The following is a 16333-nucleotide window of genomic DNA, read 5'->3' on the forward strand; positions in this document are numbered from 1 at the left end:
TCATAACCCTCTCCCCCCTGGGGAGAGGGAACTGGACTCAACCGTCCCATCGCTTGACAAACTGTTATATCAGCGGTAACCGATACGTCTCTAAACCTTACGGTTTGGATGGGTATAGGCGGTTCGGAGCGTCGGAGGGAAGTCCATAACAATAAGCGCCCCGATCCGCCTTTTCCCCTTCACCGCAGCCAAGCGGTCAGCGCCGTCAGCGCGCTCAGCACCAGCACATAGAGCGCCAGATCGAACAGCGGCGGGTGCCAGACCCAGCCATAGAACCCCACCGCCCGCAGGCCGCGCCGCAGCAGGCCCGAGACGAACCAGGCCGCGATGGCCAGGATCAGCAGCGGCGGGATGAACAGCCCATAGATGTCGATTTCGCCGATCATGCGGTCACCGGCTCGCGGAGCGATTCGCTGGAGGATTCGGGGGCGGCGAAGGTCAGGTGCGGGAACAGGGCGCGGCGCAGCCCGGCCAGCGCGATCACCGCCCGGTCGCGCTCCGCCGACCGCGGCTCGGCCGACAGGTTGGACAGGGCGGCGTCCATCATCGGCAGAACCTCCGCCGGGGGCGTGCCGAGGCGGCGGCTGGACAGGCCGCGGAAATGCTGCCCCACCGCGCCCAGGAGCCGCGCCACATGGGGCGCCGCCGGGCCGCCCAGCGCGCGGCGGGCGCGCTGAAGCTCCGCCACGTTCAGACCGACGCGCAGGTCGTTCACCGCGTCCGCCGCCGCCAGATCCTGCTGCGGACCGGCCAGCGCCAGACGGGAGGAGAGCAGCCCCACCCGGTCGAGCATCCGGTTCTCGAAGCTGCCCACCGGAATGCCGGAACGGGCGGCGGTCATCGCCGCGATCTCGCTCCAGCCCGCGCGGAGCAGGCGCCGGGCGCTCCACGCCGCGCCGACCGAGCGGCAGAGCTGGGTGACCAGCAGTGCCGTGGCGATGCCCACCACCTGCGCGACGGTGCTGTTGAGGAAGGAGGCGAAATCCCCTGTCCCGAGGTCGAGCAGGCTGAGCGAGCCGACCACCCCCATCAGCAGGGCCATTGCCTTGCCCATGGTCGCCGGCCGCGCCACGAAGACGCCCAACACCAGGAAGGTCGGTGCGAGGCCCAGCACCAGCATGGGGAAGCTGTCGAAGGACGGCAGCACCACCAGCAGGTAGAAGGCCGCCAGCGGCACCGACAGCAGGGTGAAGACCAGGAACAGGCGGATGCCCGGCGCCGGATCGTCCAGCGAGGCGAAGAAGCAGCAGAAAACCGCGGTCATCATCGCCGCCGCCGATCCCGACGACCAGCCCGTGCCGATCCAGAAGGCGCAGACCACCGTGATCCCGAGCAGCGCCGCGAAGCCCGACCACAGCGCCATGCCGGCGTCCAGATGGAAGACGTCGCGCGAGCGGCGGCGGGTCAGCGGGTCGAGACGCTCCGGCAGGCTGCTCTTGCCGTCGCGGATGTGCGCCCGCAGGTCGCGGCAGTCCTGGTGGATGTCCACCAGTGAGCGCAGCCGGGTCAACAGATTGAGAAGCGTCGCCTCCTTCCAGCCGGTGTCTGCGCCGATGGCCGGGGACAGCCGGGCGATCTCCGCGCGCAGGCGGTCGGCGCCGCCCTCCTCATCATCGCCCCCAACTGGGTCACCACCCACCCAGCGGTCGAGATCGGCCAGCAGGGCCGAGACCTCGGCGGGCAGGTGGCCGCGCAGGGCGTCCAGCCGGTCCTCGATACCCGCGGTCAGCGGCAGCAGATAGGCCATGCGGTCCTGCATCGCCCGCACCGCCCGCGTCATCCAGCGCACCTCCGATGTGTCGTAGGGCAGATGGGTCGCCATGACGCGCAGTTCGGTGATGTCGCGAGCCAGCTTCTGCCGGTCGCCGCCGGATTCGGCTTTGCCGGACAGGGCCTCGCGGGTCCAGCGCTCGGCGTCGCGCAGCGTGGCGTCCAGCCGGCCGAGCAGCGCCGGCCCGACGCTCTGCGGAAAGACCACGCTGTGCACCACCGTGGCGCAGAGGATGCCGATCAGGATCTCCTCGACGCGGGCCAGACCGGTGTCGAAGATGGTCGAGGGGTCGGTCACCGCGGGGAAGCCGATCAGGCCGATGGTGTAGCCGGCCAGCATGAACAGATAGCTGCGCGGCGTGCGGTCGAGCAGCGAGATGAACAGGCAGACCGCCACCCACAGCCCCAGCGCCAGGGTCAGCAGCTCCGGCGAATCGGCGAGCGCCGGCACCAGGGCGATGGCCCCGGCGCAACCCAGCGCCGTTCCGGCGACGCGGAAGACCGCCTTCGACCGCACCGCGCCCGATAATGGGCCGGAGACGATATAGGCGGTCGCCATCGCCCAGAAGGGGCGCGGCAGCCCCATGGAGAAGGCGATGTAAAGCGCCGCCATGGCCGCCGCGAAGGCCTTGACCGAGAACAGCGCCTCGCTCAGCGAGACCAGTTTCAGGGCGGGCGCCTTCATTGCTTGGCCACCCGCTCGGCGGGCGCCCCCTGCTCCGTCTCCCGCACCACCTCGACGGTCACGGTGCGCCCGGCAACGAGGTCGCGGGGATCGGGGATCTGCTCCAGCGCGACGCGCACGGGGATGCGCTGGGCCAGACGGACCCAGTTGAAGGTCGGGTTCACGTTGGGCAGCAGGCCGGTGCCTTCGGTGCGGTCGCGGTCCACGATGGCGTGGGTCACGCTGTCCACCCGCCCGGTCAGCCGCTCCGGCTCGCCCATGATGGTGACGCGGACCGGGTCGCCGACGCGGATGCGCGGCAGCTTGGTCTCTTCGAAATAGCCGACGACGTAGAAGGAATGGCGGTCGATCACCGCGACCACCGGCTGGCCGGCCGTCACGTAGTTGCCGGCCTTGAGCTGGAGGTTGGTGACGAAGCCGTCCACCGTCGCCCGCACCTCCGTCCGCTCCAGGTTGAAACGGGCGAGGTCGAGCGCCGCCTCCATCTGCCGGGCGGCGGCGGCGGCCTTGGCCTGGGCGGAGGCGACTTCCTGCCGCTGGGCGGTGGAGACGACGTTGTTGCCGAGCTGCGCGTAGCGGTCGGCCTCGGCCTTGCGGAAGGACAGCTCGGCGCGCGCGCTTTCCAGGTTGGCGGCGGCCTGATCGACGGCGAGGCGGTAGCGGCTGGGGTCGACGACGAACAGGACGTCGCCCTTGCGGACCGCTTGGTTGTCGATGACCCGCACCTCGGTCACCAGACCGGCGACGTCGGAGGACACTTGCACCACGTCGGCCCGCACCCGCCCGTCGCGGGTCCAGGGCTGGTTCATGTAGTAGTCCCACAGCCACCAGCCGCCGCCGACGGCGCCCAGCGTGACGGCCAGCGTGACCGTGATCCGAATGAGGAGGGAGAAGAGTTTCACCGTGGTTCGTCCTTGCGCTCGACCGGCGCGGCCGGGAGCGATCGTTCCGTGTCCCGCCGCTGCGGGACGCGCTGCTGTGTAGAACCGCCGTCAGCCCTTCATGGCTCGGGCGTTCGACTCAATCGCCGCCATGACGCGCACCGCGCCGGCGATCTCCGCGCCGGAGGCGCCCTGGAGCAGGCGGCGGCGCACATCGTTCAGCGCGGCGTTCACGCGGGCCAGAAGGTCGCGGCCCTGGTCCGTCAGGTGCAGCGTCTTGGCCCGACGGTCGTCCGGGGCCTCCCGCCGCTCGACCAGCTTCGCGGCCTCCAGGCTGTCGAGCAGCCGGACCAGCGACGGCCCCTCCACCCCCATCTCCTCGGCCAACTCGCGCTGGCGCATTCCGTCGCCAAGTTCGTTCAGAAGCATCAGCGGCGAGATGACGGAGGAGGAAAAGCCGCTCTCCGCCAGCACCTTGTTCGCTTCCCGCCGCCACAGATGGGCGGCGCGGAACAGGTGGATGCCGAAGTTGGACGGAAAGTCCGGGGCGGGGGTGGACGGGATATTCGATTGCATGCCTATTTAATAGCTTTGCTATCTATTTTCGGCAAGACGCCCCACCCCGCCGCTCGGTCATTGCAGACATGCGCGCATCCGCGGCGTCATGTGATCGAGGAAGGCGCGGACCCGGTGCGGCACCCGTTCCCGCCCGGTGTAGACGGCGTGGATCTCCTCGCGATCCACCAGCACATCGTCGAGGACGCTGACCAGCCGCCCGGCGGCGAGGTCGGAGCGGATGTGATACTCGGCCAGCCGGGCCAGACCGAGGCCGAGCAGGGCCATGTGGCGCACCGTCTCGCCGTTGTTGGCGACGATGCACGTGTCGATCTCGCGATCGACCAACCGCCCGCCGGACTTCAGCGGCCAGACCGCGGCGGCGCGGCGGAAGTTGAAGCCCAGGCAGTCGTGACGCACCAGATCGGCGGCTCTCTCCGGCCTGCCCTTGCGCTCCAGATAATCCGGCGACGCCACGATGCGCCGCCGCACGTCGCCCAGCCGCATTGCCAGCAGCGCCGAGTCGGACAGCCGCCCGGCGCGGAAGGCCACATCGGTCCGCGCCGCGTAGAGGTCCACCACCTCGTCGGTCAGGGTCAGGTCCAGACGAATGCCGGGATAGGCCCGCGTGAAGTCGGGCAGCAGCGGCAGCAGGCAATGCCGCCCGAAGGGCACCGACACGCTGATGCGGATCAGGCCGGTGGGCGAGCGGGCGCCGCCCGCCACCTCCGCCTCCATGGCGTCGAGGTCGCCCAGCAGGCTCTCGGCCCGCTCACGGTACAGCTCGCCCTCCGCGGTCAGGCGCAGCCGGCGGGTGGAGCGTTCGACCAGCCGCACGCCGAGCCGCTCCTCCAGCCGGGTCACCAGCTTGGCGGTGGAGGACGGGGTCATGCCGACCTCCCGCCCGGCGGCGCTGAAGCTGCCCAGCGCCGCGACGCGCAGGAAGACCCTCATGTCCCAGGCGCGGCTATCGCTCATCGGGTGTGCCCTTTCGCCGATTTTGTCATTGAATGACACGATCATGCGAAAACGGACGGCATTCCGCATCCCGGATTTTTGGCTCATCTGATGCGTCCTGCACAGCTCGCATGGATGGAGCCTTCAGTCATGCCACTCGCACTGCTGGCGCTGGCGATCAGCGCCTACGCCATCGGGACGACGGAATTCGTCATCGTCGGCCTGCTGCCGACCGTCGCCACCGATCTGAACGTCAGCCTGCCGATGGCCGGCATGGTGGTCAGCGTCTACGCCCTGGGGGTCACCGTCGGCGCCCCGGTCCTGACCGCGCTGACCGGCCGGCTGCGGCGCAAGCCCCTGCTGCTCGGCCTGATGGGCCTCTTCATCGCCGGCAACCTGCTGGCCGGGGTCAGCCCCAACTACGAGACGCTGCTGGCCGCCCGCGTGCTCAGCGCCTTCGCGCACGGCGTCTTCTTCTCGGTCGGCGCGACCATCGCCGCCGACCTCGTGCCCGAGGACAAGCGGGCCTCGGCCATCGCCATGATGTTCTCTGGCCTGACCATTGCCATCGTCACCGGCGTGCCGATGGGCACCTGGATCGGCCAGCATTTCGGCTGGCGCGCCACCTTCCTGGCGGTCTCCGCTCTGGGCGTGATCGGCGCGCTGGGCGTCGCGGCGCTGGTCCCGGCGAAGCTCAGCCAGCCACCCGCCGCCGGTCTCGGCACCCAGGTCCGCGTGCTGGCCAAGCCGCGCCTGCTGCTGGCCTTCGCCATCACGGCGCTGGGCTATGGCGGGACCTTCGTCGCCTTCACCTATCTGGCGCCGATCCTGGAGACGATCACCGGTTTCTCCAGCGGCACGGTCAGCCTCGTCCTGGTGCTCTACGGGGCGGCCATCGCGGTCGGCAACATGGTGGGCGGCAAGCTCGCCAACCGCAACCCGGTCCGCGCGCTGGCGTGGCTGTTCGCCCTTCAGGCGGTCGTGCTGATCGTCTTCACCTTCACCGCCTCCAGCCCGGTTCCGGCGCTGATCACGCTGGCCGGCATGGGCGCGCTGGCCTTCGCCAACGTGCCGGGGCTCCAGCTCTACGTCGTGCAACTGGCGCAGCGCCACGCGCCGGGCGCGGTGGACGTGGCCTCGGCCCTGAACATCGCCGCCTTCAACCTGGGCATCGCCGCCGGCGCCTTCTTCGGCGGGCGGGTGGTGGACAGCGCGCTCGGCCTCGCGGCAACACCGTGGGTGGGTGGGCTGTTCGTCCTGGGTGGGCTGGCGCTGACCCTGCTCAGCGGCGCGCTCGACCGCAAGGACGGGCGCCGCGGCGAGGCTTTCGCCCAGCCTGCGTGATACCCGGCCGGCCTGATACACTGACAAAAACCGGCATTCGAGAGGATCGAGACCAATGCACACCGTGACCGCCAACGGCGCCTCCATCCCCGCCCTCGGCTTCGGCACCTTCCGCATGAGCGGCCCCGACGTGCTGCGCATGGTGCCGGAAGTCCTGAAACTCGGCTTCCGCCACATCGACACCGCGCAGATCTACGGCAACGAGAGCGAGGTCGGCGAGGCCATCAAGGCGTCCGGCCTGCCGCGCGGAGAGGTCTTCCTGACCACCAAGGTCTGGGTCAGCAGCTACAAGGCCGACGACTTCCGCCGCTCGGTGGACGAGAGTCTGGCAAAGCTGCGGACCGACTACGTCGACCTGCTGCTGCTCCACTGGCCGAACGAGGCCGTTCCGCTCGCCGAGCAGATCGAGGCGCTGAACGCCGTCCGGGCCGCCGGCAAGACCCGCCACATCGGCGTCAGCAACTTCAACCGCAAGCTGCTGGACGAGTCCGTGCGCCTCAGCAAGGCGCCCATCGTGACCAACCAGATCGAGTACCACCCCTATCTCGACCAGTCGGTGATGCTGGAGGCGGCGCGCCGCCACGGCCAGTCGGTCACCGCCTATTACGCCATGGCCGACGGCAAGGTCTTCAAGGACCCGGTGCTGACCGACATCGCCGCCCGGCTGGGCAGGAGCGCCGCCCAGGTGGTCCTGCGCTGGCTGGTCCAGCAGGAGGGGGTGATCGCCCTGTCGAAGACGGTCGGCGAAAAGCGCGCCGCAGAGAACCTTGCCGTCTTCGACTTCGCGCTGTCGGAGGCGGACATGGCGGCCATCCATGGCCTCGCCCGCCCCGACGGTCGGATCGTCAGCCCGGACGGTCTGGCGCCCGCCTGGGACTGACGTCTTGAGCTAATGCGGCATCAGGGGCCAGAACAGCGCGATCGCCGTCGTGCCCAGCACGATGACGATCAGCGACAGCGGCAGGCCGAGGCGCGCGTAGTCGCTGAAGCGATAGCCGCCCGGCCCCATGACCAGCGTGTTGCACTGGTGGCCGATGGGGGTGAGGAAGTCGCAGCCCGCCCCCACGGCCACCGCCATCAGGAAGGCGTCGGGCCGCAGGCCCAAATGGTTGGCGAGGCTGGCCGCGATGGGGGCCATCACCAGCACGGTGGCGGCGTTGTTCAGGAAGGGCGTCACGGCCATCGCCGCCACCAGCATCAGGGCCAGCGCCCCGACGGGCGGCAGCCCCTGCGCGGCGACGGACAGCCAGCCGGCGATCAGCTCCGTCCCGCCGGTGGTGCGCAACGCCTCGCTGACCGGAATCAGGGCGCCCAGCAGCACCAGGATCGGCCACTCGATCGATTCGTAGGCCTCCTTCAGAGTCACCACGCGCAGCGCCGTCATGGCGACCGCGGCGCCGAAGAAGGCCAGCGTCACCGGGACGAGGCTGGTCGCCACCAGCCCGATGGTCACCGCCATCACGGCCAGCGCGATCCGCCGCTTGCGCCGCCGCCCGATGGACAGGTTGCGCTCCGCCAGCGGCAGGCAGCCCAGTTCGTTCAGCGTGTCCGACAACCCCGCCGCCCGCGCCTGTAGAACGACCAGATCGCCCGGCTGGAAGCGGACGCGGCGCAGCCGCTGGCGGATCGGCCGGCCGCGCCGGCTGAGCGCCAGCAGGTTGGCGCCGTAGCGCTCGCGCAGTTCGACATCCTCGACGTTGCTGCCGATCAGGGGAGAGCGCGGCTCCACCACCGCTTCGAGGACCGCCAGATCCTCGTCGCTTTCCACCCCCTCCAGTTCCTTCTCGTGCATCAGCTCCAGGCCGGCGTGCTTCACGAGGTCGCCCAGCGCCTGGGTGTCGGCCTCCAGCACCAGCACGTCGCCCGCGAGCAGCACCCAGTGGCCGGACGGGATGTGGCGGCGGTGCCGCCCGCGGATGATCGCCGCGACCGTCACGTCACCCTCGCCGTAGGCCTCCAGGTCGGCGACCGTCTTGCCGACGAAGGGCGACTTCTCCGGGAGCAGCGCCTCCGCCGTGTAGTCGTCGATGGAGAAGCCCCCGGCGCTGCCCGACGCCGCCTGCCGGCCGGTGGGCAGAAGGCGGTAGCCGACCGTCAGGAAGGCCACCCCCGCCACCGCGATGGTCAGCCCGACCGGCGTGAAGTCGAACATGCCGAAGGGTTCGCCGACCATCTCGTTGCGCAGGCGGCTGACGATGATGTTGGGTGAGGTGCCGACCAGCGTCATCAGCCCGCCGAGCAGCGAGCCGAAGGCCATCGGCATCAGCAGCAACGACACCTTCGTCCCGTTGCGCCGCGCCACCTGCATGGCGATGGGCATGAAGATGGCGAGCGCCCCGATGTTCTTGACCACCGCGGACAGCAGCGTCACCGCCCCCGTCAATACGATGATCTGCGCCGGCACGGTCTTCATGCGGGCGCCGAGGGGGCGCATCACCTCCTCGATGATCCCGGAACGGCCGACCGCGGCGCTGACCACCAGCGCCGAGCCGACGATGATGACGATGTCGTCGGAGAAGCCGCTGAAGGCGTCCTTTGGCTTGACGATCCCGACGGCCACCGCCGCCAGCAGCGCCAGCATGGCGACGAGATCGTAGCGCAGCTTGTCCCAGATCAGCAGCGCGATCACCGCGCCGATGATGCCGAAGGCGAGTCCCTGGTCGAGCGTCATGCAGCCCTTTTTTGGGGAATTGTTGGTGCGTCGTTACTGGGATTTGCCGGAGGATGAGCCTGATGGCGCCGCGTCGCGCCCCTTCCCGGCCCCGCTGGAGCCGGTGTTGGCGTTCGACGGCGACCGGGCGTTCCGGACAAGTTCGCCGCAGTGTGGCTGCTCGTCGCTGCCTGGGTCAAGAAAAGGCAGGACGCTGGCGAGCGGAGTCAGCAGGACGCCCAGCGCCACCGCCGCGGCGCCGCGCGCCGCCGACTCCGCCGCGTTCACCCCGATGTCCGGCGACCCCAGGGTGCCGCGGACATGGACCGGAACATGGGTGGCGAAGATCTGGGGGCTCTTGGCGCGTCCCAGAACGGTCATGTCCATCGCCTCGCTGCGCAGGTTGATCGTGCCGTCCGCCGTCACCAGCGTCTCCGGCGTGTCGAGCACCAGCGCGCGGCTTTCCACCAGCCCGTCCTTCACCGTCACGTCGGCGACCAGACAGTTGAAGGGCAAGGGCTTGTCGCCGGACAGGACGACGCCCAGCGTTTCCAGGATGTTGGTCTTCAGCCCCTTGACCGCGTAGCTGGTGATCCGGCCGCCGTCCACCGCAACGCCCAGCTTGCCGTCGGAGGACCCCAGGATGTTGGCGACCGTGGTGCCCTGCCCCTTGAGCTGGATGCGCCCGCTGGCCGTGCCGCCCATCTCCTGCGCGAAGGCCGTCTCGCGGAACAGGCGGGCCAGCTTGATCTGACGGACGTCCAGATTCACGTCCAGCGCCGGGGTCTTGCGCCCGCCGTCGAGCACCGCCGTTCCGGCCACCCGCCCGCCGCCGACGCCGAGCGACAGCGGGTCGAGCACCAGCCGCCCGTTCTCCAGCTTCGCCCGCGCGTCGAGGGCATCCAGCGTGGAGAAGGGCGCCTCCACATGCTCGCCGCGGAACTTCACGTCCATGTCGGCGGTGCGCAGCTTCTCCAGCGGGACCTCGGTGGCCGGGATGACCCGCTCCCGCCCCTTGGTCGGGTAGTCGTCGCGGCCTTTCGGCGAGGCACCGATGAAGCCCGCCAGATCGATCGCCGCCAGCTTGCGCGAGGTCAGGTCGCCGGTGATCCGCGGCCGCTCGCCGCCCAAGTCCACCGCCACCTGCCCGGACAGGTCGCTCTCGCCGACCTTGCCGTTCATCCCCTTGAACCGCCAGACGTCGCCCTCGCGCCCGAGATGGCCGGAAATGGCGTAGGGCCGCGTCGTCGGCACGGGAATGCCCAGGATCGGGAAGACGTCGGCCAGGTCGTCGCCGCGCAGTTCCACCGACAGGTCGACGCCCTGGAGCAGCACCGGCTCGGCGATGGAGCCCTCGATCTTGCCGCGAGTCTTGCCGATGGCGGTCTCGACGCGCAGGGGATAGGGCTTGGGATCGTCGCGCAGATACTCCAGCGAGCCGCCGGCCGCCGTCAGGGTGAAGGGCTTTCCGGCGAAGTCGCCCTTGCCCTCCAGCCGGACCTCCTGGTCGCCGTTGCCGCCGACCGCCGTGTTGACGCCGCTGTCGATGTCGATCTTGCGGATGGGGTCGCGGAAGCGCAGCCGCCCCTCCTCGACCACGAGCGTTTCGATGATCGGCAGATCGGTGCGGTCTTCCGGCTTGACCGTCTCCTTCGCCGCCTCCTTGCGCGGGTCCGGCCCGCCGAAGGCCCAGTTGGCGGCACCCTCCCGGTTCTTCTCCAGGAGCAGCTTGGGACCGGTAAGCCGGATCTCCGGAAACTCGAAATCGCCGCGCAGCAGCGGCCAGAGGCGAAGCTGAAGGTCCAGCACCCGCAGTTCCGCCATCGTCTTGTCGTCGCTCCACTCCGCGTTGGCGACCCGAAGCCCTTCGACGCGGATGCGCAGCGGGTCCCCCAACCGGACATTGAGATCGCCGTCGATGACGACCTCGCGGTTCAGCGCCTTGGACGCCTGCCGGGCGATGAAGCCGCGGGCGTCGTTCCAGTCGAAGACGGCCAGGGCGATGCCGATGCCCGCCGCGACGGTCACCGCCAGCCCCAACAGGCCGTAGCCGATCCATTTCACCACGGCCATCCGCCGCGCCCCCCCTGCCTGCCTGCACCGCACCCTCTGGCTGAATAACGGGCAAATGCCCGGCGGTGTGGCGCCTTACCTCCAAAGGGCTGAGGAAAGAACGATCTTGTACGGATTTAACGAAAAATTGAGCGAATCTGGCTATGGGTGGTACCGCACGGCTTTCCACTTCCCTCCCCACCCGAGAACCATGCGTTCACTTACAAATTTTGCTCCCTCCACCTTCGAGGAGCGCGGCGCCGCCGTGGCCTTCACCACCCCGGTACTGGCGCAGACGCGGGTGCGCAAGGACGACCGGGATAAGCTGGAGGTTCTGATCCCCAACCTGTCGGACGGGCACGGTGTCTATGTGGTGCCGTGGAAGGGCCTGCCGGTCGCCTTCCCAATGACCGTCCATGACCGCATGTTGCAGGACCTGATCCGCAAGGCCGACGGCTGCTCGCCGGACGACATCCGCAAGGCGGTGCTCCAGGCGGCGCGCTGCGGCCTCGCCGGGCCGCTGGCCGTGGAGGCGGCCGAGGCCGTCCTGCGCGACGAGGACGAGCAGCGCCTCCTCATCAACTACCAGCTCATCGTCGAGGTGCTGAAGGCGGTCGGGCTGGAATCCACGGACCTCCTGCGCGCCGGTCTCGGCTCCGAGAAGGGCGAGCAGCTGACCCGCAGCTACATGACCAAGGCGGCCCAGAGCCTCGCCCTGGAACCGACCGAGCTTTACGCGCGGGTGGCCGAGCTGGCGACCTTCATGGAGCCGGTGGGCATCGCCACCTCGCCCAGGCCGGCCCGGCTGCGCCGTCTGGCGCGCGACCTGCTGCAGTTCCGCGACAGCATGACGGAATGGTCGACCGGCAACGTGTCGGAGGCCGCCCCCATCGGCACCTTCTGCGCGGAGGTGGCGGAGCACACGCTCAACCAGGTCCGCAACGTGGTGAACCAGCTCGACCAGTCGGTGGCGGCCTTCGAACTGCTGCTGCGCCAATGGGAGACCAAACGCACGCTGGTGCGCAGGTCGACCACCCGGCTGTCCTGGCTGCTCGACGGCTGGGACTTCATCATCACGAGCTGGGCGGAGGCCCAGACCCGGAGCAAGCACGAGCAGGACATGGCCGTGCACGAGCTGTTCCGCGTCCTGCCGCTGCTGCCCAGGGACGAGGAGAAATCCGATCACGCGCTGCTGGCCGACGGGCTGCTGGCCGCGAACCGCCGCACGGTGCGGGCCTATGTGGATTGGCGCAGCGGCCAGCTCGACACGGACCTCGTGATGCGGATCGAGGCGATCAAGGGGAAGGCGGCCTGACCATGACCACGGACCCCAAGGCCCTTCTCAGCCTCGGCACCAAGCTGCTGGACATCGACGAGGCCCGATTCCGGCAGGTGGTCGATCTGCTGCAGCAGATCGGCGACCATCCCGAGGTCCGGCACACCTTCTCGCTGATCCGCCCCCGTCTGGCGGAGGTGCGGCCCAGGCGGCGCGCGACCTTCAAGCGGCTGTTCTGCGAACCGTTCGAGGACCTGTTCCAGCTTCCCACCGGTAACCAGCCGGCTCCGCTGAACAAGGTGGACCGCGACGCCGTCAACGCCCTGTGGCCGCTGGTGGAGGGTCAGATCGGCAAGGAGCGGCTGCGCGGCGTCGCCGGCGCGCTGGGCGACGGAGCGTCGCGGGCGGAGCCGGCCCGCGCCTTCTGGTCCATGGCCTCCGCCGCCGTGGCCGACATTCTGGAGCAGACGGAAACCGGGCGCTTCGCGGACGACCTGGGGCTGCGGCTGAATCCTGACCGCCTCCGCACCATCGAGGACATCGCCCGCATCCTGACAATCGCCCAGCCGGCGGCCGAACTGAAGGCCGTCCTGTCGCCCAAACCAATCCAGAAGCTGCACAAGGACCATCTGGACGGCATCCAGGCCATCGGGCGGCAGGTCGCGCGCGGGCGGCCGGACGCGCTGAAGCTGTTCATCCTGCTGGCCGCGGCCCGCCTGTCCGACCCGTCGATCCTGCTGGGCAGCCTGTGGGACATGGATCTGGGCCAGAAGTCGAGCGAGCGCGCAGCCCTGTTCCTGGACCTCAGCGGCACGGTGGTGGCGCAGATCGAGGAACGGTCGCGCGGCGTCACCTCGGCCTCGGGCGGCACGGTGGACCGCATGGCCGCCGCCACCCTCGCGGTCGATCTGGTGGCCAGCCTGGAGGCCACGCGCAACGCCATGGAGCACAGCCGCAACAAGGACTTCGACCAGCGGCTGAAGATCATCCGGAACTCCGTCCACGAGCTGGTGCGCACCCAGGTGCTGGACGGGGCGGAGACCGAAATCCTCACCGCGGTGGAGACCCTGGTTCCCGGCACCGACACCGCGCGGATGGTGCAGGCGGAGAACCAAGCCCGCGCCCTGCGCAAATGCTCGACCATCGCCGACACGCTGGGCCTGCGCGGCGAGCTGAAGAGCGTGACCCAGCAGGCCACCGCCTCGCTGACGGGCACGGCGCGGCAGTCGCTGGCGGACGGGATCGGCGACGCGCGGACCGGGTATACCGCCATCCGCATGATCGAACTGATTGCCGGACCGGCGGAGGCCAACCAGATCATGGACGACATCCTGAGAGGTGGACGCCGCTGAGGGCACCGGGGAGATCGCATGACGCGTCGCGGAGGCTACGTCGGCTGGGCGCTGCCGGAGGCGGAGCGCGCCCGTCTGCTGGCGCGGTTCCCGGCGCGCTACGCCCGCACCGTCGCCCATCATGTCACGCTGGTCTACGGCGTCGGGGCGGGGCACCCGCTGCCGACGGCGCGCGAGGGGACCATCCTCGGGCTGGCCGACGATGGAGAGGGCTTGCAGGCGCTCGTCGTCGCCATCGCCGGGACGACCGACCGGCCCGGCGGCGGCACCTACCACGTCACATGGTCGCTGGGGCCGGGGCGCCGTGCGATGGAGTCGAATGCGGTGATCGCGCGCCTCGGCTGGACCCCGGCGGAGCCCGTCGCCGTCCGGCTGGAGCCGCGTTTCTTCCCTTTCTAGGCGTCCCTTTCTAGGCGCCGGGACCGCCGCTGGCGTTGGCCTCCGCCGCCGCACCGCGATTCAGCGCCTGCTCGCGGTGGAAGACGAACAGGCCGCTGCCGATGATGAGCAGCGCGCCCACGATGATGCGCAGGGTCGGCGCCGTTCCCCAGACCAGCAGGTCCAGCACCACCGCCCAGATGATCGACACATACTGGAACGGCACCACGACCGCCGCCGGGCTGAGCTGGAGCGAGCGGTTCATCGCCGCGTGCCCGGCCAGAGCCGTGACGCCCAGCGCCCCCAGCAGCAGGAAATCCAGCCCCGGCGGCGGCACCCAGACCAGCGGCAGCGCCGCACTGCCGAGCAGGCCGGTGCCGAAGGTCTGGAAGCTGACCAGCGACAGGTTGCTCGAATCGCGCAGCAGCCGGGTGGAGATCAGGCCCGTGGAGAAGACCAGCGTGCCGAACAGGGCGACCAGCGACGGCACCGCGTCGAACTGCCCCGTCGGGTTCAGCACGATCACCACCCCGGCGAAGCCGACCACCACCGCGGCCCAGCGGCGCCAGCCCACCTTTTCGCCGAGCAGCGGCACCGACAGGGCGGTGACGATCAGCGGGGCGGCCATGTAGATGGTCATGACGTTGGCCAGCGGCAGCGACCGCACCGCCCAGTAGAAGCAGGCGACCTCCCCCGCCACGCAGCCGACGCGCAGAAGATGCAACGGCAGCCGCTTCACCGCGAAGACCGACCGCAGCCCCTCGCGCAGGATCAGCGGGGCCAGCAGCATCGCGCCGAACAGGCTGCGGATGGCCAGCAGCATCGCCACCGGATAGTCGGCGACCAGCCACTTACCGAGCGCGTCGTTGACGGTGAAAAGCGACATGCCCAGCAGCATCAGCAGAATGCCCAGGCGGGTGTCGGTGGCGGCGGAGGACGGGGTGCTGGAGGCGATCATCTCGGTTCACGCAAAAAATCCCTCCCCCCGCGAGCGGCGGGGGAAAGGATGGGATCGGGGCGGCAAAATGACGGGTGCGCGCGGTTCAGACCACGCCCTTCTCCCGCAGAGCCGCGATGTCCGCCGCGCATAGGCCCAGCGCCTGCTCCAGCACGGCGTCGGTGTGCTGGCCGAGCGTCGGCGGGGCCACCGTGTGCTCGATGGGGGTCGCGGAGTAGCGGATCGGGCTCGCCACCGTCGGCACGGTCCCGGCGGTCGGGTGCGGCAGGTCCTGGTGGATGTGGCGGGCCTGGACGTGGGGGTCGGCGAAGACCTGCGACACGTCGTTGATCGGGCCGCAGGGCACGCCCACCGCCTCCAGAGCCGACAGCCAGTCGCGGCTGGTCCGCTGCTCCAGCAGCAGCTCCAGGATCGGCACCAGCTCCTTGCGGTTGGCGACGCGGGCCGGGTTGGTGGCGTAGCGCGGGTCCTGCGCCAGCTCCGGACGTCCGGCGACCTGACAGAATTTGGCGAACTGCCCGTCGTTGCCGACCGCCAGGATGATGTGGCCGTCCAGCGTGGCGAAGGCTTGGTAGGGCACGATGTTCGGGTGTGCGTTGCCCAGCCGCTGCGGCGCCTTGCCGCCGACCAGATAGTTCATGGCCTGGTTCGCCAGCACCGCCACCTGCACGTCGAGCAGGGCGAGGTTCACCCACTGCCCCTCCCCCGTCCGGTCGCGGTGGGACAGCGCGCCGAGCACGCCGATGGTCGCGTAGAGACCGGTGAAGACGTCAGTGACCGCGACGCCGACCTTGACCGGCCCGCCGCCCGCCTCGGCATCGGGTTGGCCGGTGATGCTCATCAGCCCGCCCATGCCCTGGATCATGAAGTCGTAGCCGGCGCGCTTGGCGTAGGGGCCGTCCTGCCCGAATCCGGTGATCGAGCAGTAGACGAGGCCCGGGTTGATCGCCTTCAGGCTGTCATAGTCCAGCCCGTACTTGACCAGCCCTCCGACCTTGAAGTTTTCGATCACGACATCGGCCTGGGCGGCCAGCTTGCGCACCAGTTCCTGGCCTTCGGGACGCTCGAAGTCGATGGTGATCGACCGCTTGCCGCGGTTTGTGGAGAGGAAATAAGCGGACTCCTCGCCCGCCCAGGGGGGACCCCAGGCGCGCGTGTCGTCCCCGGCGCCGGGCCGTTCGACCTTGATGACGTCCGCGCCGAGATCGGCCAGCGTCTGCGCTGCCCACGGCCCGGCGAGCACGCGGGAGAGTTCCAGGACACGGACATGGGAAAGCGGGCCGGGCATGGTGGGGTCCTTCACAAAATCTGAAATCCCCTCTCCCCTCTGGGGAGAGGGCCAGGGTGAGGGGGCGCCCGCGGGGCGTCCACGCAGTCTCATTGCAGCGCGTGTCCGGCCTTCGGCCGCCCCCTCATCCAACCTTCTCCCCGCTCTCGGCGGCCAAAGGCCGCCTGTCGCCGACAGCGCCCGCGAG

General features: G+C 69.9%; 14 protein-coding genes. 5 read left to right on the top strand and 9 right to left on the bottom strand.

All coding sequences use genetic code 11. The features are described from left to right. Window positions 1–179: 179 nt before the first annotated feature. The 5 genes from ACWPXE_RS06325 to ACWPXE_RS06345 all read right to left on the bottom strand — a co-directional run bounded on the left by ACWPXE_RS06325 (window position 180) and on the right by ACWPXE_RS06345 (window position 4869). Window positions 180–386 (bottom strand): DUF1656 domain-containing protein, encoded by a 207-nt coding sequence (locus ACWPXE_RS06325; protein WP_014198238.1) that lies wholly within the window; start codon window positions 384–386, stop codon window positions 180–182. Continuing rightward, on the bottom strand, window positions 383–2455 hold the full coding sequence (locus ACWPXE_RS06330; RefSeq protein ID WP_454017118.1) for an FUSC family protein: 2073 nt from the start codon (window positions 2453–2455) through the stop codon (window positions 383–385). Before ACWPXE_RS06330 ends, ACWPXE_RS06325 begins: the two co-directional genes overlap by 4 nt. Then, window positions 2452–3357 carry an efflux RND transporter periplasmic adaptor subunit gene (locus ACWPXE_RS06335; protein WP_454017119.1) on the bottom strand — a complete coding sequence of 302 codons (906 nt, stop codon included), beginning with the start codon at window positions 3355–3357 and terminating at the stop codon, window positions 2452–2454. The genes ACWPXE_RS06330 and ACWPXE_RS06335 overlap by 4 nt, the downstream gene beginning before the upstream one ends. 90 nt (window positions 3358–3447) lie before the next feature. Beyond that, window positions 3448–3912 carry a MarR family winged helix-turn-helix transcriptional regulator gene (locus ACWPXE_RS06340; protein WP_454017120.1) on the bottom strand — a complete coding sequence of 155 codons (465 nt, stop codon included), beginning with the start codon at window positions 3910–3912 and terminating at the stop codon, window positions 3448–3450. Between the two features lie 57 nt (window positions 3913–3969). After that, window positions 3970–4869 (bottom strand): LysR family transcriptional regulator, encoded by a 900-nt coding sequence (locus tag ACWPXE_RS06345; protein ID WP_454017121.1) that lies wholly within the window; start codon window positions 4867–4869, stop codon window positions 3970–3972. Window positions 4870–4998: 129 nt separating this feature from the next. Here ACWPXE_RS06345 and ACWPXE_RS06350 point away from each other — a divergent pair, with 129 nt between their 5' ends. Continuing rightward, window positions 4999–6192, top strand: a complete 1194-nt coding sequence (locus ACWPXE_RS06350; protein WP_454017122.1) for an MFS transporter — start codon at window positions 4999–5001, stop codon at window positions 6190–6192. A gap of 55 nt (window positions 6193–6247) precedes the next feature. Beyond that, window positions 6248–7072 carry an aldo/keto reductase gene (locus tag ACWPXE_RS06355; RefSeq protein ID WP_454017123.1) on the top strand — a complete coding sequence of 275 codons (825 nt, stop codon included), beginning with the start codon at window positions 6248–6250 and terminating at the stop codon, window positions 7070–7072. Between the two features lie 9 nt (window positions 7073–7081). On the opposite strand, the gene ACWPXE_RS06360 is transcribed toward ACWPXE_RS06355, so the two are convergent. Both ACWPXE_RS06360 and ACWPXE_RS06365 read right to left on the bottom strand, forming a co-directional pair. Next, complete coding sequence (locus ACWPXE_RS06360) at window positions 7082–8863, bottom strand: SLC13 family permease (protein ID WP_454017124.1); 1782 nt, start codon at window positions 8861–8863, stop codon at window positions 7082–7084. Window positions 8864–8896: 33 nt separating this feature from the next. Beyond that, entirely contained in the window at window positions 8897–10915 is a 2019-nt protein-coding gene (locus tag ACWPXE_RS06365; RefSeq protein WP_454017125.1) for an AsmA family protein, read from the bottom strand. Between the two features lie 190 nt (window positions 10916–11105). On the opposite strand from ACWPXE_RS06365, the gene ACWPXE_RS06370 reads away from it, so the two are divergent. Genes ACWPXE_RS06370 through ACWPXE_RS06380 form a run of 3 tightly spaced genes read left to right on the top strand, consistent with a single transcriptional unit; the run spans window position 11106 to window position 13921 of the window. Continuing rightward, on the top strand, window positions 11106–12209 hold the full coding sequence (locus ACWPXE_RS06370) for a hypothetical protein (protein WP_454017126.1): 1104 nt from the start codon (window positions 11106–11108) through the stop codon (window positions 12207–12209). 2 nt (window positions 12210–12211) lie between these two features. Continuing rightward, a complete protein-coding gene (locus ACWPXE_RS06375; RefSeq protein ID WP_454017127.1) occupies window positions 12212–13522 on the top strand; it encodes a hypothetical protein in 1311 nt (436 codons plus the stop codon). A gap of 18 nt (window positions 13523–13540) precedes the next feature. Continuing rightward, window positions 13541–13921, top strand: coding sequence for a hypothetical protein (locus tag ACWPXE_RS06380; protein WP_454017128.1), 381 nt, complete (start codon window positions 13541–13543; stop codon window positions 13919–13921). Window positions 13922–13931: 10 nt separating this feature from the next. Here ACWPXE_RS06380 and ACWPXE_RS06385 read toward each other — a convergent pair whose 3' ends face one another. Together ACWPXE_RS06385 and ACWPXE_RS06390 are read right to left on the bottom strand one after the other, a co-directional pair. Then, window positions 13932–14858 carry a DMT family transporter gene (locus ACWPXE_RS06385; RefSeq protein WP_454017129.1) on the bottom strand — a complete coding sequence of 309 codons (927 nt, stop codon included), beginning with the start codon at window positions 14856–14858 and terminating at the stop codon, window positions 13932–13934. A gap of 85 nt (window positions 14859–14943) precedes the next feature. Continuing rightward, window positions 14944–16146: a CaiB/BaiF CoA transferase family protein gene (locus ACWPXE_RS06390; RefSeq protein ID WP_454017130.1), complete on the bottom strand. Its 1203-nt coding sequence runs from the start codon at window positions 16144–16146 to the stop codon at window positions 14944–14946. Between the last annotated feature and the right edge of the window lie 187 nt (window positions 16147–16333).

The organism is Azospirillum sp. Marseille-Q6669, assembly GCF_965111635.1.